This window comes from Streptomyces sp. CNX435 (assembly GCF_059570575.1).
On sequence record NZ_JCANTA010000014.1, the window covers coordinates 68,119 to 86,588 of the forward strand.

General features: G+C 71.1%; 17 protein-coding genes and 1 pseudogene. 5 read left to right on the forward strand and 13 right to left on the reverse strand.

Annotation, left to right across the window (positions count from 1 at the left end):
- Positions 1-4: 4 nt before the first annotated feature.
- The 3 genes from T328_RS22540 to T328_RS22550 all read right to left on the reverse strand — a co-directional run bounded on the left by T328_RS22540 (position 5) and on the right by T328_RS22550 (position 2,806).
- Entirely contained in the window at positions 5-1,243 is a 1,239-nt protein-coding gene (locus T328_RS22540; RefSeq protein WP_496498060.1) for an MFS transporter, read from the reverse strand.
- A 394-nt stretch (positions 1,244-1,637) separates the two neighbouring features.
- A complete protein-coding gene (locus tag T328_RS22545) occupies positions 1,638-1,931 on the reverse strand; it encodes a DUF1330 domain-containing protein (protein ID WP_496498061.1) in 294 nt (97 codons plus the stop codon).
- 290 nt (positions 1,932-2,221) lie between these two features.
- Positions 2,222-2,806 carry a carboxymuconolactone decarboxylase family protein gene (locus T328_RS22550; RefSeq protein ID WP_496497941.1) on the reverse strand — a complete coding sequence of 195 codons (585 nt, stop codon included), beginning with the start codon at positions 2,804-2,806 and terminating at the stop codon, positions 2,222-2,224.
- Positions 2,807-2,944: 138 nt separating this feature from the next.
- Between T328_RS22550 and T328_RS22555 the strand changes: the two genes are divergently transcribed.
- The gene (locus T328_RS22555; protein WP_496498062.1) at positions 2,945-3,241 is read left to right on the forward strand and encodes a winged helix-turn-helix transcriptional regulator; all 297 of its coding nucleotides are present in this window, start codon (positions 2,945-2,947) and stop codon (positions 3,239-3,241) included.
- Between the two features lie 990 nt (positions 3,242-4,231).
- On the opposite strand, the pseudogene T328_RS22560 reads toward T328_RS22555, so the two are convergent.
- Positions 4,232-4,700: pseudogene (locus T328_RS22560) on the reverse strand (NUDIX hydrolase).
- A gap of 195 nt (positions 4,701-4,895) precedes the next feature.
- On the reverse strand, positions 4,896-5,360 hold the full coding sequence (locus T328_RS22565; protein WP_496497942.1) for a phospholipase: 465 nt from the start codon (positions 5,358-5,360) through the stop codon (positions 4,896-4,898).
- Positions 5,361-5,623: 263 nt separating this feature from the next.
- Between T328_RS22565 and T328_RS22570 the strand changes: the two genes are divergently transcribed.
- On the forward strand, positions 5,624-6,577 hold the full coding sequence (locus tag T328_RS22570; protein WP_496497943.1) for a DUF6528 family protein: 954 nt from the start codon (positions 5,624-5,626) through the stop codon (positions 6,575-6,577).
- Between the two features lie 60 nt (positions 6,578-6,637).
- Here the strand turns inward: T328_RS22570 and lnt are convergent, their stop codons facing one another.
- Positions 6,638-8,365 (reverse strand): apolipoprotein N-acyltransferase, encoded by a 1,728-nt coding sequence (gene lnt / locus T328_RS22575; protein WP_496497944.1) that lies wholly within the window; start codon positions 8,363-8,365, stop codon positions 6,638-6,640.
- Positions 8,366-8,748: 383 nt separating this feature from the next.
- Here lnt and T328_RS22580 point away from each other — a divergent pair, with 383 nt between their 5' ends.
- The 3 genes from T328_RS22580 to T328_RS22590 are packed head-to-tail and all read left to right on the forward strand — an operon-like array spanning position 8,749 to position 12,749.
- Complete coding sequence (locus tag T328_RS22580; protein WP_496497945.1) at positions 8,749-9,654, forward strand: ABC transporter ATP-binding protein; 906 nt, start codon at positions 8,749-8,751, stop codon at positions 9,652-9,654.
- Positions 9,651-10,658 (forward strand): iron-siderophore ABC transporter substrate-binding protein, encoded by a 1,008-nt coding sequence (locus tag T328_RS22585; protein ID WP_496497946.1) that lies wholly within the window; start codon positions 9,651-9,653, stop codon positions 10,656-10,658. The genes T328_RS22580 and T328_RS22585 overlap by 4 nt, the downstream gene beginning before the upstream one ends.
- A gap of 3 nt (positions 10,659-10,661) precedes the next feature.
- Complete coding sequence (locus T328_RS22590) at positions 10,662-12,749, forward strand: iron ABC transporter permease (RefSeq protein ID WP_496497947.1); 2,088 nt, start codon at positions 10,662-10,664, stop codon at positions 12,747-12,749.
- A gap of 20 nt (positions 12,750-12,769) precedes the next feature.
- On the opposite strand, the gene T328_RS22595 is transcribed toward T328_RS22590, so the two are convergent.
- The 7 genes from T328_RS22595 to T328_RS22625 form a co-directional block, all read right to left on the reverse strand.
- Positions 12,770-13,072, reverse strand: coding sequence for a nucleoside triphosphate pyrophosphohydrolase family protein (locus T328_RS22595; RefSeq protein WP_496497948.1), 303 nt, complete (start codon positions 13,070-13,072; stop codon positions 12,770-12,772).
- 86 nt (positions 13,073-13,158) lie between these two features.
- Entirely contained in the window at positions 13,159-13,659 is a 501-nt protein-coding gene (locus T328_RS22600) for a nucleoside/nucleotide kinase family protein (protein WP_496497949.1), read from the reverse strand.
- Complete coding sequence (locus T328_RS22605; protein ID WP_496497950.1) at positions 13,647-14,594, reverse strand: nucleoside 2-deoxyribosyltransferase; 948 nt, start codon at positions 14,592-14,594, stop codon at positions 13,647-13,649. The genes T328_RS22600 and T328_RS22605 overlap by 13 nt, the downstream gene beginning before the upstream one ends.
- Before the next feature lie 12 nt (positions 14,595-14,606).
- Positions 14,607-15,392 (reverse strand): PfkB family carbohydrate kinase, encoded by a 786-nt coding sequence (locus T328_RS22610; RefSeq protein WP_496497951.1) that lies wholly within the window; start codon positions 15,390-15,392, stop codon positions 14,607-14,609.
- A complete protein-coding gene (locus tag T328_RS22615) occupies positions 15,389-16,207 on the reverse strand; it encodes a hypothetical protein (protein ID WP_496497952.1) in 819 nt (272 codons plus the stop codon). Before T328_RS22615 ends, T328_RS22610 begins: the two co-directional genes overlap by 4 nt.
- 2 nt (positions 16,208-16,209) lie before the next feature.
- Positions 16,210-16,911, reverse strand: a complete 702-nt coding sequence (locus tag T328_RS22620) for an aspartate racemase/maleate isomerase family protein (protein ID WP_496497953.1) — start codon at positions 16,909-16,911, stop codon at positions 16,210-16,212.
- The gene (locus T328_RS22625) at positions 16,901-18,418 is read right to left on the reverse strand and encodes a radical SAM protein (RefSeq protein WP_496497954.1); all 1,518 of its coding nucleotides are present in this window, start codon (positions 18,416-18,418) and stop codon (positions 16,901-16,903) included. The genes T328_RS22620 and T328_RS22625 overlap by 11 nt, the downstream gene beginning before the upstream one ends.
- Positions 18,419-18,470 lie beyond the last annotated feature (52 nt).

The window sequence follows — 18,470 nt, forward strand, 5'->3', positions numbered from 1 at the left end:
CGCCCTAGCGTTCTACGCGCCGCAGCCCCCGTACCGCCGGGACCGCCAGCAGCAGCACGCACGTCACCACCGCCATCGTCGAGGACACGTACAGCAGCGGCACCGTCCCCACCACCCCCGCCAGCGGCCCCGCCGCCGCCTGCCCCACCGGCTTCATCACCAGCGACCCGGCCGCGTCGTACGCGTGCACCCGCCCCAGGACCTCCTGCGGGACATGCGTCTGCACACTCGTGTGGAACATGACGGCCCAGAACGCCGCCCCTATCCCGCTGATCCCGTAACACACCGCCACCAGCGGCGCGGAGAGCCCGAGGGCCACCCCCAGCGGCATCAGCGCCCACACCGTCATCGACAACGCCCCCGCACGCAGCGGATACCGCGGCCGGAGCCTGATCGCGACAATCCCGCCCAGCACGCTGCCCGCCCCGAGGGAGGACATGACCAGGCCGAACGTCGAGGCGCCGTAGTCGGTGACCAGCGTGCTGTTGCCGAGGGTCGTGGTGGGTCCCGAGCCGGCGAGCTGCCAGAGCATGAAGACGACGATGACGCTCCACAGCCACGTCCGGACCGTGAACTCCCGCCAGCCCTCGACGAGATCGGCCCGGAACGACGGCGCGCCGTCCCGTACGGTGCCCGGGCCCATGGGGACCGCGCGGAGCAGGAGCAGGCAGGCGCCGCTGACCGCGTACGTCAGGGCGTCGAGGGCGACGACGACGGCGGGTGAGGAGACGGCGAGCAGCAGGCCGGCGAGCGACGGGCCGAGCACGAGGGTGACGGACTCGGAGATACGAAGGGTGGCGTTGGCCTTCTGTACGTCCCGGGCGACGCGCGGCGTGACGCTGGCGACGCCGGGCTGGAAGAGCGCGCTGCCCGCCCCGACGAGGGCCAGCAGCACGAGGATCTGCCACAGCCGCGGCGTGCCCAGCAGGAACAGCAGCGCGAGTACGGTCTGGAAGCCCAGCCGCGCCGCGTCCGAGACGACCATCAGCCGGCGGGCACCGAAGCGGTCGGACAGCACGCCGCCGAAGATGATCAGCGCCGCGAACGGCGCGACGAGCGCGGCCAGGGCGTAGCCGACGCCGCTCGCGCCGTAGCCGGCGTGGAGCACGGCGGCGGTGATGGCGACGGGGAGCATGGCGTCGCCGAGCAGGGAGGTGGTGCGGGCGGTGAAGAACAGCCGGTAGTCGGCCGTCCAGAGCGGCGTTGCGGCGGGGGACTTCGCGGTGTGCGTGTCCCGGGCCATCTCCGAGCCAGTCACTGCACACCGCCCCAGGTACGCCGTCGATCCGGACCAGGCGCCACTGTGCCGCCCCAACCGATGGCGGGTCAACGGAATATGTGGTCAGCCGGCTTCAGCCGGCCGGCCGGAACCGGCCCCGAGGCGGCGAACAGCGCGGCACGCGGGCCCCCGGGCGCCGGGGCGCCGGGGCGGCGGAGGGTCACCTGGCTTCGTCCACTTCAATCGGCAGCGTTTGTTCGTCGGTTCGGGAGGCAGCCGACGGTCTTCCGATAGTTGCCGTGCGCCTTCGATCAAGCAGGGGCTCACTTGATCGAAGGCTGCCCTTTGACAGCGAAGACAGTCAGGCGCAGGATGCTGACCTGCGGCGACTGAGTTCGGGTGTCCGACTGGACCTCGTTCAGTCGATGCCTTCGACGATGCGGAAGTCGCGCTCGACGCCGTCGGAGAGGGCGACCAGCGCCTCCTGGTAGGCCGCACTCTCGTGCGCCGCGACGGCCTGCTCGAAGCTGTCGAACTCGACCAGGACGGTGCGCTCGGCGATTCCGGCGTCATACGCCACGACCCGACCGCCACGGACGAGGGTCCGGCCGCCCCAGGGCTCGACGGCCAGGCGGGCCAGGTTGTTGTAAGCAGCCAGCTTTTCAGGGTCTGAAATGGTGCGGTAGACGCTGACCCAGTAGCCCTTGGGCATGGAACCTCCAGTGTTGGGATGAGTGCATCTGACTTGCGGGTTGGTCTCGGACGAGCGTCGGCGGGCGAGAGCGAGGCTTGTCAGCGTCGTGATCGCCATGGCGCCGATGCCGACCAGCGCCGCGGTGGTGTAGGCGCTGCCGTCGGGGAAGAGGTGCCCGCGGCGGGGATCAGGCCGCCGATGGCGCTGCCCAGGGAGTACCCGACGCTGCGGACGACGTAGTTGAAGCAGAGCGATGAACATCATCGAGGGGACCGGCAGCCGCGCCTCGGAGCGCTCCCGGGTAGTGCTCACCGGTTGGTCGCGGTCGTGATGGGGAGGAAGTCGGCGAAGCGAGGCGCGCCGGGCTCGTGCGGCAAGCGCGTGGCGCGCGCGGCGAAGCTGACGGCGTGGTACCACCCGCACAGCAGAAGCAGATCGAGCAGTTGGAGCTCGTCGAAGACCGACACGAGTCGTGTCCACAGCGCGTCATCGATGTCGGAACGCTCGTGCAGCGCGTCGACGGCGAGGATGAGCAGCCGTTCCCGCTCGGACGTCCAGCACGCGTCAGCGGGGTCGCCGTGCACCAGGGATGCCGCCTGCTCGCGGGTGAGCTCGACCCGCTCGGCGAACGTCATCATGTGCACGCCCCACTCGTACTCGCAGCCGCACAGCGCGCATGTCCGGTCGATGGCGATCTCGCGCTCCCTCATGGTCAGGGTCAGCTGTCGGCCCAGCTCATAGCGCCCCCATCCGTGCATGGCGCCGGCCATCGGGAGGTTTCTGGCGAACATCCGGAACAGCCCGATCGGCGGCACGTCCCCGGGCATCATGCGCGCGAGCAGCGCGCCGGCCTCGTCGGTGTACGGCGGTTCCAGCAGGGCAATTCGCGACATCGGCGCTCCCGTCGAGGTTGTTTCGAAATTCGAAACACGCTCGGATGCTAGTGTTTCGAATAACGAAACGCAAGGAGGGGCATGCCGACACCGCGCCCAGGAACACCGGTTCGTGGATCGACGACCGGCCGTCCGATCATGGCCGCGATGGACCTCTTCGGCCGTCGGTGGGCGCTGCGCATTCTCTGGGAGCTGCGTGCGGGTCCGCTCGGCGCCCGCACGCTGCTGGCACGGTGCGAAGGACTGTCGTCCAGCGTCCTCTACCAGCGGCTTCGCGAACTCACGACAAACGGCATCATCGCCCCCTCAGCTGAGGGCTACGAGCTCACTCGCCTGGGGGCCGCACTCGGTCACGCCCTACAACCACTCAACGAATGGGCGATCACCTGGGCGCAGGCGCAAGAGCAGAACGATCAGAACCCTGCGGAGGCATGAAGGTGGAGCCCGCGGTGGGTTGCGTCCTGGGCTGGGTGCGCGTTGATGGGTAGAAGACGAAATGTGGGCCTGGTTTGTCGGGATTCTTAGGGTATGTTGCCGCCAGTTCGTAGCGGTTTACGTTCGTCCGGGGGCTCGGGGTGGGTCGGTCTGCCCGGGGTCGGTGAGCGTGTGCCGCGGGGTGGAAGACTGGCCGTGTGGGCGTGAGTTACCGAGAGTTCCTCTCCTGGGGCGTCACCCCGGTCACCTCGGGCTCCGGAGCCCGTGGGCGTGCGCGTGCGCGTGGCGGAGCGGAACTCGGCCTCGGTGGGCGTGGTCTCCTCGTGTGCGCATCGACCCGGCCACGCTCGCCGTGCACCTCGTGTCAGCCGGGCGCAGCGCCGAGTCGGCCGACTCCTGGGCCTCCCACCGCGCGGCTTGGCGAAGGCCGACCCGAAGGCCGTCGACGCTTTCGCCCGAGCCGGTCGCGTCCGCACGTCCAGTCGCCGGCACCGATCCGAGCCGGTGCGCGGCTTGTCCGCGAGCGGGGTGGTCTCGCCGCGGCGGCGTCGGCCCCCGTCCGCCGGGGACCGATCCGTAGGGCCTTCGACGGGGTGCCGCTCCCCCCGGGCCACTCATAGCCGCCGGTCTTTACGGGCCGGAGTCCGGTGTCAGGGGTGGGCGAAGCCCATCGCGTAGCGACGCTCCCGTAGCGAAGCGGAGGGGGCTCCCTTGACGCCGGACGGAGGCCCGCATCATCAGGAGATGGGTGGCCCGGGGGGTGCCCGAGCGACGCCGGCAACCCCGACGCCGCCCCCTCGGACGCCGGGTTGGTGCCGTTACAGCAGGTGGTCGGCTTTGCCGGCCTTGATGTCGCGGATAAGGGTGCGGAGGGCGTCGATGGAGTCGGTGATGTGGTGGTCTTCCTGGCCTGCCACGGCGATGTGCGCGTTGCCTTCCTCGTCGGTTCCGATGCGGAAGCAGTTACCCGAGTCCTGGGAGGGTGCTGCCTCAGTGCTGGATCAGGCCGCCGACGGGGACAGGAGCGACGTGGCCGGTTGCGGGAAGGTTCTGCGCCAGCGCGAGGCCGATGTCCACCAGCGATGAACGACGCAGGCGAGCGACATCAGAGACCGCGGTCCAGACCGACTCCGCGATGTCGCCGTTCGGTTCGGGCCGGAGTCGGCCGCCGGCGACGCGGACCCGATAGAAGATGCCGACGTTCTGGTGCTCGACCCCCGCCCGTGCGACGGCCGCGGGGATCATCCTTGAGTCCACTCCCAGCAGGCGCTCGGCCACCGCGGCACAGCCGGTCTCCTCGGCGACCTCCCGGATCACCGCATCGAACGGATCCTCCCCGTGCTCGACCCCGCCGCCCGGAAGAGTCCAGTTGCTCTCCCCCTCCGGTGGTACGTGGCGGGGCGAGCAGCACCCGCCCGTCCTCGATGCACACGGCGTACGCCGCCAGCCGGAAACTCATCCCCGCACCCCCGCCGGACCCTATCCGACGTCCACTTGAATCCGCCCCGTCCATCGCTTCGCGAAGTGGAGCGAGCCGGATCGACCCCACGCCTGGAGCCACTGTTCCGTTGGAGCCGGGTAAGTGCCGGCGAACAGGCCTCCGGCCCCGGCGGCGTGGGGGCGCCGCCGGGGCCGGGTTGGGGCGGGGACGGTGTCAGCCGAGGGCGCGTACGGCCTGGTAGTAGACCCAGGCCGTGCTGTTGCAGGCGGTCTCGGTGGCGCCCGAGTAGCCGTTGCACACGCGCTTGAGGTCCTCGTAGAAGGCGCTGTCGAGGCGGGACTTGTTGGCGGAGAAGGTGCCGATCTCCTTGTAGTTGCGGTAGCCGAAGTCGTGGCGCTGGCAGGACTTCTGGAAGGGGAAGCCGAACGGGTTGTCCGGTGAGCTGCTGCAGTAGTCGGTCGACCAGTTGAACCCGTACGCCGACCAGGCGCCGCGGTTCGCCTCGGCCGACGCCCAGGCGTTGTAGCTGCTCGCGCTGGTCTGCGTGAAGCTCGCCAGCACCTGGGGCTTGTCGGCGGGGGCGGCCTCGGCGGTCGTGGCCGTCGCCAGGAGGGCCGCCGCGGTGACGCCCGCGGTGACGCCGGCGGCGACCAGGCCCTTTGTTGCGGTGGGGCGCATGGGACTCCTCGGGTAGGTGCGCCGGGTCGCGGCGCACAGCCTGGGGGTGCTCCAACTGCCGCGTACGTTCCGGCAGTCGGCCGTGCCGCGCTCAGACTATGCGCGTAGATTGACGGAGGGAAGTCATGCTCCTGACAGAATCGTGAAGTCCGTGTACGTCCCCAGCCCGCGCAACCGCGGCGCAACCGGCGTGCATTACCCGTGCATTACAACGGAAAGCGGCCGAGTCCCCACCGACGAACGAACCGACGAACGGACGGACGATGAAGCGACGCAACCTGCTCACCGGAGCCCTCGCCGGCGCGGTCGCCGCGCCCGCCGCTGTCACTCTCGGGGCGTCCACCGCACGGGCCGCGGTGGCCAACTACCCCATCGCGCTGACCGATCAGGCCACCAACAGCTTCCAGGTCTTCGACCGCACCGGCGACTGGTCCGGGGCGTCCACCTGGAGCTTCACCCCGGGCACCACGAACGGCTGGGACGACCCCTTCGAGATCCGCTTCCGCGCGACCACGCGCTACGGCACGATCGCCCTGATGACCGCCGGCCAGCCCGGCAACGGCCGCGCCGGCATCGTGGCCGTCACCGGCAACGGCAACCGGCTGGACCGCGGCGACCTCATCTGGGAGACGTCCGTCGCCAGTTATCCGCACTGCATCGAGCGCATCCCCAACGTCGCCGCCGTCGTCGTCGCCGGCACCCGCGACCGCATCCACGTATACGGCGGCGCCAACAGCGACCACTCCACGCTCCGCGAGGTGCAGACGATCACCGACATGCCCAAGCCGCACGCGGTGCTCTGGGACGACGTGAACGACCTGCTCTGGGTCACCGGCGGCACGGTCATCCGCACCTACCGGGTCACGGGGGCCAACTCCACGGCCCGGCTGGTGAAGTCGGGTACGGACATCGCGTTCCCCGGCAACGGCCACGACATCCAGCCCGACTACACCGATCCCGGCAAGCTGTGGGTCACCGACAGCGGCCGGGTGTACTCGCTGGACAAGGCGACGCGGAAGGTGACGATCATCTCCGAGGAGAACTACGTCAAGTCGTACGTCCGCTACACCGACGGCGAGGCGATGTGGACCCTGGACCCGACCCCCGCGGATCCCCCGTGGGGCGGCCCGACGGTCTACTTCTCCGGCGGCCAGTCCAAGACCCGCCCTGGCGCCCAGATCTACAAGGCCCGCATCGTCACGACCCGCTTCCACTGACACCGCCCGGCCGGCTTCGCCCCCGGGCCCGTCAGCCCGTCAGCCCGTCACGGTGGCGGGTCAGTCCTCCGCCGGCGTACGGGCCTCCGAAGCCGAAGCCGAAGCCGAAGCCGAAGCCGGAGTCGGAGTCGGAGTCGACACCGAAGCGCCGTCCCGCCGCCGCAGGTACACCGCCGTGCCCAGCGCCCCCACCGCCAGGGCCACGATCGCCCACTCCGGCGCCGCCCCCACCCGCGTCGCCAGCGTCTCGTCGGTGCGCAGCGGCACCTCCGCGGTCAGCACCTCGCGGCGCCACGGGCCCGTCTCGTCGACCGTCTCGCCGTCCGGCGTGACGATCGCGCTGATGCCCGTCGTGGAGGCGACCAGCGTCGAGCGGTTGTGCTCGACCGCGCGCAGCCGGGACATCGCGAGCTGCTGCTCGGGCTCGCCCAGGTTGTTGTCGCGCATGTACGTGGCGTTGTTGGTGGGTACGGCGAGCAGGTTGGCGCCGGTGCGGACCTGGTCGCGGACCTGGCCGTCGTACGCGACCTCGTAGCAGATGGACTCCGCCAGCCGGACGTTCCCGGCGTCCAGGCGCACCGCCTCGTCGCCGGGCTCGAAGTCGCGCGGGATGAGCTGCAGGTCGCCGAAGCCGCCGAGCAGCGAGCGCATCGGGATGTACTCGCCGAAGGGCACGAGCTGCCGCTTCGCGTAGTACGGGCCGGGGCCGCTGCCGGGGAGCCAGAGCAGGCCGGCGTTGCGGATGCGGTCGCCGGGGGCGTCGAGGATGGCGCCGACGACGACGGGGGCGCCGAGGTCGTCCACGACGTCGGAGATCTGGGCGCTGAGGTACGGGTCGTTGCGCGGGTCGCGGTCGGTGGCGTTCTCCGGCCACAGCACCAGGTCGGGCCGCTCCGCCCGGCCCGCCTCGATGTCCTCGACCAGCTCGCGGGTGGCGGCGATGTGGTTCTCGGCGACCATCTCGACCCGGGCCTGCTCCGCCAGGCTGCGGGCCCGCGGCACGTTGCCCTGCACCACGGCCACCTTCGCCCGCTCGTCGCCGCCGTCGCCGCCGTCGCCGGCGCTCGGCACCAGCAGCGTGCCGCCCGCCCCCAGCGCGACCGCCGCGGCCAGCGCGACCGCCGGCCCCCGCCGCCGCGCGGCCGGCGCCGTGACCAGCGCCGCGAGGCACCCGGCGGCGAGCGCGACGACGGCGCTGACCACCGGGGCGCCGCCGACGGAGGCCCAGCCCAGCGTCGGGGCGTCGGCCTGGCTGAAGGCCAGCCGGCCCCAGGGGAACCCGCCCAGCGGCGCCCGGGAACGCAGCGCCTCGACCGCCACCCACCAGGCCGCCGCCCACAGCCACCACGCCGGCAGCCGGACCAGCGGCGGCACGGCGCAGCACAGGGCGCCGAGGATCAGCGCCTGGATGACGCTGAGCAGCAGCCACGGCAGCACGCCGAGGTTCGACAGCCACCACAGCAGGGGTACGAAGAACGCCACGCCGAAGGCCGTGCCGAGCCAGAACGCGTCCCGCTTGCGGCGGGCGCCGCGCAGCAGCACGAACAGCGCCGCGGGACCGGCGACGGCCAGCGGCCACAGCCCGTACGGCGGGAAGGCCACCGCGAGCAGCACCCCGGCCACGGCGGCGAGCGCCGGCCGGAACCACGCCCGGCGGCCCAGCGCCGCCGCCCAGGGCGCCCGGCGCCACGCGGCCGAGGCCCACGACGCGCCGGCCGGCGTGGTCCCCGGCCCCTCCGGGGCGCCGGGGGCGGGCGCGGCTGTCGTACGCGGTGGTGCGGCGGTCACGGAGCCTCCTGGATGTGCGCGTCGTCGGGGCGCCGCGTGGTGCCGTGGCACCCCGCCGGTGGTCCGGCACACGTACGCCGCCCCCCGTATTCTCGCCCCGCGACCCCCTTCGCGCGCCAGTGACGTTCGACTCGGTCTCTTCAGCGCCCCTCGGTGGGCCCGGGAGCACGGGGTTTGCGGGTCGCTTTCGGCCGAGGGGCGCCGGGCCGCCGCCGCGGCGGCCGTGGCGGCGGCCGTGCCGGAAGCCCACGGCGCCCGCGTCGTCACGTGAGCTCCGCCCTTGAACTCCGCCCCTGAACTCCGCCCCGGGCGGCGCCCCCCGCGGACGCGCTTCCGTGCGCCAACTGCCGGGACCGGGTGAGGTTAGGTTAGCCTAAGCTCTCGTGAGAGTCGGAGAGAGCACGCCCACCGCCGCGGGACCCCGCGGGCACGCCCTGTCCGCCGCCGGCGTCACCGTGGCGTACGACGGCGTCGACGTCGTCCACGACGCCTCGCTGCGGCTGCGCCCCGGGGAGGTGACCGTCCTCGTCGGGCCCAACGGCAGCGGGAAGTCGACGCTCCTGCGCACCCTCGCGCGGCTGCAGCGGGCCCGGCGGGCGAACCTCGTCATCGACGAGGACACCGACGGGTTCGCCCTGTCCACCCGGCACTTCGCCCGGCACGTCGCGCTGCTGACGCAGGGGCGGCCGACGCCGAGCGGGCTGACCGTGCGCGACGTCGTGGAGTTCGGGCGCTACCCGTACCGCGGTCGCTGGGGCGCCGCCGACCCCGGCGGGCGGGCGGCCGTCGAGAAGGCGCTGGCCATGACCGGCGTCACCGAACTCGCCGAGCGCGGCGCCGAGCACCTGTCCGGCGGGCAGTTGCAGCGCGTCTGGCTGGCCGGCTGCCTCGCGCAGGACACCGGCGTGCTGCTGCTCGACGAGCCGACCAACCACCTCGATCTGCGCTACCAGGTCGAACTGCTCGACCTGGTACGCGACCTGGCCGACGACCACCGCATCGCGGTGGGCGCCGTCCTGCACGACCTCGACCAGGCGGCGGCCATCGCCGACCGCATCGTGCTGCTCGACGAGGGCCGTATCGCCGCCGACGGCCCGCCGGCGGACGTCCTGCGGCCGGAGCTGCTCAGCAAGGCGTACGGCATCCGCATCGACGTCGACGACGACCCGCTCACGGGCCGGCTGCGCACCCGCGCCATCGGCCGGCACCACAAGCGAAGCCACGACAAGCGAAGCCACCACGAGCAAAGCCACCACAAGCGAAGCGAAAGGCTCAGCACTTCCTCATGAGACGCCTCCTGCTGACCGCGGCGGTCGCCACCGCCGCGACGCTCACCCTGGCCGCCTGCGGCACCACCGAGGACGCCGCGGACGACGACGACAAGGGCGGCGCCGGCAAGGGCGCCGCGCAGCCGATCACCCTCACCGACGGCACCGGCAAGAAGGTCACGCTCGAAGACGGCCCGGCCACGAAGGTCGTCGGCACCGAGTGGAACGTGGTCGAGCAGCTCGTGTCGCTCGGCGTCGACCCCGTCGGCGTAGCCGACGTCAAGGGCTACAACACCTGGGACTCCGCGGTCCCGCTGACCAACGAGCCGGAGGACATCGGCCTCCGCGGCGAGCCCAGCATCGACACCATCGCCTCGCTCAACCCGGACCTCGTCATCGCCACCAACGACCTCCCCCAGTCCGCGGTGAAGCAGCTGAGCAGCAAGACCACGGTGCTCACCCTGCGCTCCGCCGACGCCTCCGACCCCATCGGCCAGATGACGGAGAACCTCGACCTCATCGCGAAGGCCACGGGCACGACCGAGCAGGCCGAGAAGCTGAAGAAGGACTTCGACGCCAAGCTCGCCGAGGGTAAGAAGACGCTCGACGAAGCGGGCCTCGGCGGCGCGAACATCGCCTTCGCCGACGCCTACGTCGTCTCCAACCAGGTCTCCATCCGCCCCTTCACCGCCGGCTCGCTGCTCGGCGGGGTCAACGAGCGGCTCGGCCTCACCAACGCCTGGGACGTCGAGGGCGACAAGGACTACGGCCTCGGCGCCACCGACGTCGAGGGGCTGACGAAGCTTCCCGACGACACGCAGTTCGTCTACATCGCCAACGACGAGGACGACTCCAGCACCCCGTTCACCGAGGGCGGCGAGCTGGCGGACAACTCGGTCTGGAAGTCGCTGCCGTTCGTGAAGGCGGGCGACGTCCACCGGCTGGACGACGGCATCTGGATGTTCGGCGGTGTCGAGTCCATGAACCAGTACGTCGACGCTGTCGTCGGCGCGCTGACGAAGTAGCCGATGGCGGTCACCGCCCCGGCCACTCCCGCCCGCGCCCCCGCCCGTCCGCCGACCGCCCGGTCGCGGACGGGCGCGGCGGCGGTGGCGGCCGGGCTCGCGCTGCTGGTCGCCCTCCTCGCGGTCGTCGACCTCACCCAGGGCACCTCCGACGCCGGCGCCCCCGAGGTCTGGAAGGCGCTCACCGGCCGGGCGGACTCGACCGACTCCTCCGTCGTCATCGCCTCCCGGCTGCCCCGGATGGTCGCGGGCCTGCTGGTCGGCGCGGCGCTGGCGATCGCCGGCACCGCGCTGCAGGCGGTCAGCCGCAACGTGCTGGCCTCGCCGGACACCCTCGCCGTCAACGCCGGTGCGTACGCCGCGCTGGGGCTGGCCGCCGCCACCGGGGCGTCGCTGCCGCTGCTCGCCTCCTCCGGCGTCGCGTTCGCCGGCGGGCTCGCCGCCGCGGCGGTGGTGCTGGGTCTTTCGGGCCTCGGCTCGGGCACGGTGCGGCTGGTGCTCGCGGGCACCGCGCTGACGCTCGGGCTGTACGCGATCACCGAGGGGATGCTGCTGCTCTTCCCCGAGGAGACGGAGGGCCTCTACGACTGGCAGCAGGGCAGCATCTCCCAGAGCGGCTGGGACGGCGTGGTGCAGATGCTGCCGCTCGTCGTCGCCGGGCTCGCCGGGCTGCTGCTGCTCGCGCGGCGCGTCGACGCCCTGGCGCTGGGCGACGACGCCGCCCGCGGACTCGGGGTGCCGGTGCGCGCCACCCGCGTCACGGCGGTGCTGCTCGCGGTGCTGCTCGCCGCGGCGTCGGTGACGCTCGCCGGCCCGATCGGCTTCGTCGGCCTGTGCGCGCCGGCGCTCGTACGCTCGCTGGCCCGCAGGTTCCGTACGTACGGCAAGTCGCGGGCGGGCATTCCGCTGGCGGCGCTGCTGGGCATGGCGCTGGTGCTCGGCGCGGACGTGCTGCTGCGGGCCATGGTGCCGGCGGACACGGCGGTCTCCGTACCGACGGGCGTGGTCACCAGCCTCGTCGGCGCGGTGTTCCTCGTGGTGATGGCCGCCCGGCTGCGCGACACCGCGGGCGCGGCCGACACCGACAAGCTACGCATCCGCTCCCACCGGACGTTCGTGGTCACCACGGCGCTGCTGCTGGCCGCGCTGGTGGGCGTGACCGTCACCGCCCTGCTCGTCGGCGACACCAAGCTGCTGCTCGGCGACGTCGCCAACTGGCTGCAGGGCCGCGCGGGTCCGACCACCGAGGTCGTCCTCGACACCCGGGTCCCGCGGGTGCTCGCCGCGCTGCTGGCCGGCGCCGCGCTCGCGCTCTCCGGCACGATCGTGCAGGCCGTGACCCGCAACCCGCTGGCCGAACCGGGCGTCCTCGGCGTCACCAACGGCGCGGCCCTCGGCGCGGTGCTGCTGGTCACGACGGTGGACGTGCCCACCCCGTGGGCACTGTCCGGCGCGGCACTGGGCGGCGCGGCGCTCACCTCGGCCGGGGTCTTCGGCCTCGCCGCCCGCGGCGGGTTCCAGCAGAACCGGCTGGTCCTGGTCGGCATGGGCTTCGCCACCGCCGCGACGGCGCTGATCAGCCTGCTGATCGTACTGACCGACCCGTTCAACGCGACCATGGCCCTGACCTGGCTGTCCGGCTCGACGTACGGACGGACGCTGCCGGACCTCGTACCGCTGGCGATCGTCCTGGCCGCGGGCCTGGCGATCACGGCGGCCCGCCGCCGGGAGCTGGACCTCGTCTCGCTGGACGAGGACACCCCGCGGCTGCTGGGCCTGGACCTCGGGCGCAGCCGCCTGTGGCTGCTGATCCTGGGCGTCGCGCTGGCCGGAACGGCGGTGTCGGCGGCGGGCACGATCGGCTTCGTCGGCCTGGTGGCACCGCACGCTGCACGGGCACTGGTGGGCCGCCAGCACACCCGGGTGCTGCCGGTGGCGGTGCTGCTGGGCGCGGTGCTGGTGTGCACGGCGGACGTGATCGGCCGCTCGGTCATCGCCCCGGCCCAGCTGGGCGCGGGCCTGATGACGGCGGTCATCGGCACGCCGTACTTCATGTACCTGCTGGTACGCAGCCGGGGCGGCGGCCGGTAGTTGGGTCTGCCGGAGGAAGCCTATTTGTCGAGTTTCACGAGCACTCCGCGCCCGTTCGGCCGGTATGTTCGCGCTCGGTTTTTTGTGATCTTTTTTTCCACTTCTTCCTGCAGGTCGATGCTGTTCATCTCGGCCAGGGCGGTGAGATAGAGGAAGACGTCGGCCAGTTCCTCGCCGAAGTCGGGGAGAGACTTGCGCCAAGCGGTGAAAGCTTCACCTACTTCTGCTGAGAGCAGGCCGAACTCAAGGGCGACATCGGTGGTGTTGAAACCTTTGTTGATCTTGTTTTCCCATGCGAGCTTCTGCGCCGAACGGATATCCAAGACTCCTCCAGTGGCTCCTGGGGATCGCGAGCGCTGCTGAGACTAGCGAGCCAGGGCCTGGCGGGGAGCGGCACTTCGATGATTCGTCACCCGGTAGAGCGGAGATCGTGGCGCGCTGTGTCAAGTGTGATCACGGTGGCGTAGTCGGCGAGAGTGCGGAAGGCGCGTTCGTAGGCGGCGAGCAGGTCGGTGAGAGTCCCCGGTTCGTCGGCTTGTCCGTCGCGTAGGAGGAGGCGCGCGCGCACGACATCGACCGGGGCGGTGAGGTGGATGAAGGCGCCGTTGCGCTGGGTAACGGCTTCCGCGAGGTCGAGGACCTGGGCCCAGGTCAGCCGGGAACGTCCGCGCTGTAGGGGGCCGTAGACGAGTTCGCTGACGAAAGAGCGGTCCAGGACCAAGCGGCTGTCTGTATCCAGCATGCGGAGGTAGCGGGTGGTCAGGTCGAGGTGGTCTGGCGTGCGGGTGGCGTGGACGTGGGAGAAGCCGTGCTCGCCGGTCAGCCGGCGGGCGAGGGTGGTCTTGCCGGTGCCGTCGCAGCCTTCGATGACAACGGTGCGGTACTGGGCGGCCGTGGTCACCAGGTCCATTGCGCCTGCTCCTCGGCCAGCCCTGCGGGGTCGGTGAGGAGGTAGCGACTGGCGTATTGGATCATGAGGTTGCGCCAGTTGGGTTCTCTGCCGGGTGCGTGGGTGTACTCGGGGCGGGGCGTGTAGCTGATCGCGGTGTGGCCGAGAGCCGCGGCGGCTCCGATGAGCAGGGCGGCGCCGGGCGGTGTCTCGGGGCCGGAGACATCGGCAATCACGGTGTCGGCGTGGAGGGCGGTCTGCCAGTCCTGCTCTGCGCCATCCAGGGGGTCTGGGGCGGTGAAGCGGTGGGCGCCGATGACCTGGCCGGATATGTGGAGCCTGAGGGCGGTGATGAGCCGGTCGGGTTCGGCGTCGTAGCGGGCGGGCTCGACGTACGTCGTACGCGTTGATCGGGGTGCCTGAGGGCGACGGCGTGGGGCGTGCTCTAGGAGGGCGGCGATGGCCTGGGTGCAGGCGTGATCGATCTGTGCGCGGTTGCGAGCGGCGAAGGCTGCGAACCGCCGGGCTGGCGCCGGCGCTTGGGCTTCCGGACCCAGATGCGCGGCTCGGATCACCGAGGTGGCCGTGGTTTCGACGAGCGGGTCGGCGAAGGCGAGCTGCTGTCCGTCGGGGGTGAGGGAGTAGGTCTGGAAGTCGGTGGTCAGGATGATCGTCGGTACCCCCAGGGCAGCGGCGTAGCCGAGTTCCATGCATACGCCGTCGTCGAGGCTGGGGCCGTGGAGGAGGGCGATCATGCCGTCGAGGTGGTTCAGTCGTTCCCGGTCGAGTTCGTACAGGCGGCGACCCTTCTCGTCGGCGACGAGGTCTTCCTCGTTGGTGTCGCAGAAGGGCAGGAAGACGTTGTCGGCACCGACCTTCCGCGCGAGGCGGTCGGCGAGTGTGGCGGCTAGGACGCGGTCGTGGGCGGCGAAGAGGCGGTGCGCGATGTAGTACAAGGCGTGCTCCCTTCAGGGCCGAAGGCGAGTGATGTGCGCGGATGCGGCGGTGATTGCGGCATGGAGGGCAGCGGCGTCGCTCGCGCCGCGCGCGTGATGGGCGAGGAAGGTGCCGGTGACGGTGTCGCCGGCGCCGCTGACTTCCACAGCCGTGGTCGGTGGCGGTGTCTGGGATGCGGTGAGGGTGCCGTGGCGGTAGACGCGGGCCGGGCGGGGACCGTCGGTGACGACGATCAGGGGCAGGCGGCTGGTGTCGCACATGCGGGTGATCAGACGGTGTTCGTCGGTGCTGGTGAAGATGGCGCCGGTGTCCGGCAGCCACGGCAGGACCGCGGGAAGAAGGCTTGCGATACTGCTGGTGATGAAGTCGACGCTGACGAACGGGCGGCTGAGGGCCTGGGTCAGCAGGCCGGGGGCGTCCAGTGGCGTGCGGCAGCAGATGTGGATCAGGTCGGCGGTGCAGGCGGCGAGGTGGTCTTGGGCGTGGCCGGTGAGGCGTTCGGTCGCGACGCCCTGCTGTGCGTCCAGGCCGGTGAGCTGGTCGTGCTGGTCGTAGGAGAGGCGGAAGGTGGCGGACGAGCCGGGCGCGGTGTGTACGGCGCTCAGGTCGAGCCCGGCCCGAGTGGGCAGCGGGGACAGGTCGTCGCCGATGACGGCGACCGGGTGGGCGAGGCGGCCGGCGTCGGCGGCTGCGGTGGCGATGTGCCAGGCGGCGCCGCCGAGGCGCTGGTGGTGGCGTCCGTCGGGGTAGTGGCTGTGGTCGACGGAGATGTTCCCGATGACGCACAGGGGTGTCATTGCAGCTCAGCCGCGCTGCGTAAGGCGTGTGGGCAGTCAAGAACGCGAGGGCAGACCGGGCGGCGGCGGCAGAGGCGTTCGTGCGGCTGGTTGAGGTAGAGGCGCTTGAAGTAGATCAGCACCAGGTGGGCCCACCAGGTGGGGGCGGCCTCTATGGGGACGGTGACGGTGTGCTGGTGCTTGGTGATCAAGTCTCGGTAGGCATCGGATGCGCTGGTGACGCTGTGCTGGAGGTGCTGCCGGAGCCGTTCGTGGGCGAGCGGGCCGGACGGCAGGTTGATACCCAGGAGCGGTGCGAGGCGGGTGACCATGCCGGAGTCGACCGGGATGATGCCGCAGTGGTAGCCACGTGCGTACAGCGTGGCGCATTGCGCGATCTTGTAGGAGGCGTGGTCGACTTCGGTGGCGAAGCGGTGGATGAACGTGTCGGCGTCTACGGCGGCGCTTGCGGGGTCCACGCCGTCCTTGTCCAGGTGCGTGATGAAGTCGGCCAGGGAACGCAGGTAGCCGATGCGGGCCTGGGTCAGGCCCAAGGGGCTGACGATGTCGGTGAGGTCGGCGTCGACCGATTGGGCCAGGACGTCGAAGCCGCGGGTGTCGGCCGCGCGGATGGCCTCGCGGTAGGTGCCGACCATGCGGTAGGAGATGCGGGTGGACCAGCCGGCGGCGAGCATCCGGATGCGCGGGTCCGTCACTCCAAGGGGCCACCAGCGGTTGTCGTCGTGGTTGGCTTCGACCTCTGCGCGAATGTCGGGCTGGGCGGCGGCACGGTCGATCACGGTACGGATGCGGATTGACTGGGCGGGGGTGATCACGGTCAGGCTCCGGAGGTGGTGGCGAGGTGGGCCGCGTACATGGCGATGGCCAGGTTCGAGGAGAGTACGGGCAGCCCGTGTTGGTGTTCTAGATGCCTGAGTGAGTCCAGTGTCGGCCAGCCGGTGCAGGAGAGCACGAGCGCATCCGCTTGTGCCAGCGCCTTGCCGAGGCGGGCCACGAGCTCGCCGATCACGTCCGCGGTGATGTCGGGGTAGCCGTCGGCCAGGTCCAGTGATGCCTGGCCGGTGAGGGCGAAACCGTCGCGTTGCAGGGCGGCGGCTTCCGCCTCGGTGATGTCCGTCGGGTACGGGGTGGCCAGGGCCACGCGCTGACACCGCAGGTTCTTCAGGGTCGCGCAGAGCGCGTCGTAGGCGGTGATGATGCCGAGTGGTTGGCGCGTGGTGGTGGTGAAGCCGGCAGAGGTGCAGGCGAGCACGGTGCTGGCGAGTTGGATGCGGGAGAGTGAGTCGGCGGCCTGGGACGCGGCAGCTTGAAGGTCGTGGAGGAAGGTGGCATCCAGAGCGGTGGTGCGAGAGGCAGGGACCAGACGGGCGTGGTGGAAGACGCAGTGCCGCAGGCCCAGGCGTGGCAGCTCGGTCTCGACTTGGGTGTTCGCCCACGGCACCAGCACGCCGAGACGGACGGTGCGTACCGCGTCGTCATCATGCTGGCGCAGCAGTGCGAGGGCGGATCTAGGCGGCATCCCGGGCGCCGTAGATCAGGCGGGGGGCGTGGCCGGTGACGATCAGGTCTGCCTGGGTGCCCAACTCGGCCGCCGTTTCGGACTCGACGATCTGAATGGGGTACGAGCCCAGCCTGCGATACCAGGTGCCGCGGTTGGTGACGAAGAAGGCGCGCAGACCGGTGATACGCGATCCGGTCGGATAGACCCGGGCCTTCATCGGCGCGTCCCAGCAGTGGTCGATATCAGACTTCCACCCCTCGAACCGCTCCACCGAGGGTGGAGGCTGTTCCTCCTGCAGTGCGGCCAGAGGGGTGCCCGGGAAGACCCGCGCCTGGCGCACGTTGGTGCGGTGACACAGCATCCCGGCGTCCAAGATCCGCTGCAGCCAGGTCAGGTTGGCCACATGCGTACGGTGGGTCTCCCCGGGAAGGCCGTAGATCAAGTTCAGGCCGGGCAACAACCTGGGCAGGCCGCCGGGTCCGCGTTCGGCACCGGCTTCGTTGATGTGTTCCATGGCTCGCAGCAGTGCCTCCGGCGTACAGGTGAGCAGGTTGCGCTTGATCACCTCAGGGTCAAAGGACTCGATGCCCATCGGCGCGCAGTTGCCCTCACTGCAGTACTCGGCGACCAGCTTGGCGATGCGCCGTCCCACTGGCGAGGCCACAGCCAGCGGGTCGGCGTTGTCGATGTGCAGCACCTCAAGCTCCGGGCACGCCTCACGGATCCCGGCCAGCAGGGCACGGATGGCTTCCTCGTTACGGTGCTCGTAGGAGAAGAAGCAGGTCTGCTGCCCCAGGCGGAAGTTGCGCACGCCTGCCGCGTACAGCAGGGCGATCTCCTCCAGCACGTCGTCGACGTCGCGGAACTCCACCCGTGCGGCTTTGACCGGCTCGTTGCAGAAGGTGCAGAACCTCCGGCGCGTGCATCCGCGATACAGCTCGATCTCCGCGATCGGCCGCCACCGCATCTGCTGGACCAATTCCTCGTAGGCGACCCGGTCGGCCCGTAACTGCGCGAAGTCGGCAGCCGCGCGGCTGCCGGTCAGTACGTCGTTGGAGGTGACCGTATGGGTGTGCACGGCGTCGAAGAGCCCGGCGTACACGGCCGGCTCATCCAGGGCATGGGTGGCCAGCGGGCCGAGCAGCACACACCGGCCCCGAACGCACGCCAATGCCCGCGCGATCTCCTGAAGTGATCCGTTCACAGCGTGCAGATGCACCGACGGCACCTTGTCACCTGCGACAACGAGCACCTCGGCGGCATCGCGCAGCAACTCGATCGCCTTGTCGCGGTTGGTGGTCGCAGAGTACGTCAGGGCGTCGCTCAGCGGCGGCGCGGCCAACGGTCGACCGCCTGCGAGGCACCAGCGCACGTCGTCGATCGTCAAATACTTGATCGCCGCCTGTGGGCGGGCACGGGCCAGGGCGGCGTACGCGGTGCGCACGTAGGTCGAGAGATACGGCGGGACGCCCAGACCGCTGGGCTCGACGGTGTAACAGTCCAGGATGACGACGGGCTGGGTCACCAGGACCCCCTCCGGTTATTGATGGCAGGCACCGTCAGTTTCAGCGCGCCCT

Coding starts and splice junctions, on each gene's coding strand:
- T328_RS22555 (WP_496498062.1), top strand. CDS start 2,945: ATGGCCGCGATGGACCTCTTCGGCCGTCGGTGGGCGCTGCGCATTCTC.
- T328_RS22570 (WP_496497943.1), top strand. CDS start 5,624: ATGAAGCGACGCAACCTGCTCACCGGAGCCCTCGCCGGCGCGGTCGCC.
- T328_RS22600 (WP_496497949.1), bottom strand. CDS start 13,659: ATGGACCTGGTGACCACGGCCGCCCAGTACCGCACCGTTGTCATCGAA.
- T328_RS22590 (WP_496497947.1), top strand. CDS start 10,662: ATGGCGGTCACCGCCCCGGCCACTCCCGCCCGCGCCCCCGCCCGTCCG.
- T328_RS22545 (WP_496498061.1), bottom strand. CDS start 1,931: ATGCCCAAGGGCTACTGGGTCAGCGTCTACCGCACCATTTCAGACCCT.
- T328_RS22550 (WP_496497941.1), bottom strand. CDS start 2,806: ATGTCGCGAATTGCCCTGCTGGAACCGCCGTACACCGACGAGGCCGGC.
- T328_RS22585 (WP_496497946.1), top strand. CDS start 9,651: ATGAGACGCCTCCTGCTGACCGCGGCGGTCGCCACCGCCGCGACGCTC.
- T328_RS22610 (WP_496497951.1), bottom strand. CDS start 15,392: ATGACACCCCTGTGCGTCATCGGGAACATCTCCGTCGACCACAGCCAC.
- T328_RS22620 (WP_496497953.1), bottom strand. CDS start 16,911: ATGCCGCCTAGATCCGCCCTCGCACTGCTGCGCCAGCATGATGACGAC.
- T328_RS22565 (WP_496497942.1), bottom strand. CDS start 5,360: ATGCGCCCCACCGCAACAAAGGGCCTGGTCGCCGCCGGCGTCACCGCG.
- T328_RS22540 (WP_496498060.1), bottom strand. CDS start 1,243: ATGGCCCGGGACACGCACACCGCGAAGTCCCCCGCCGCAACGCCGCTC.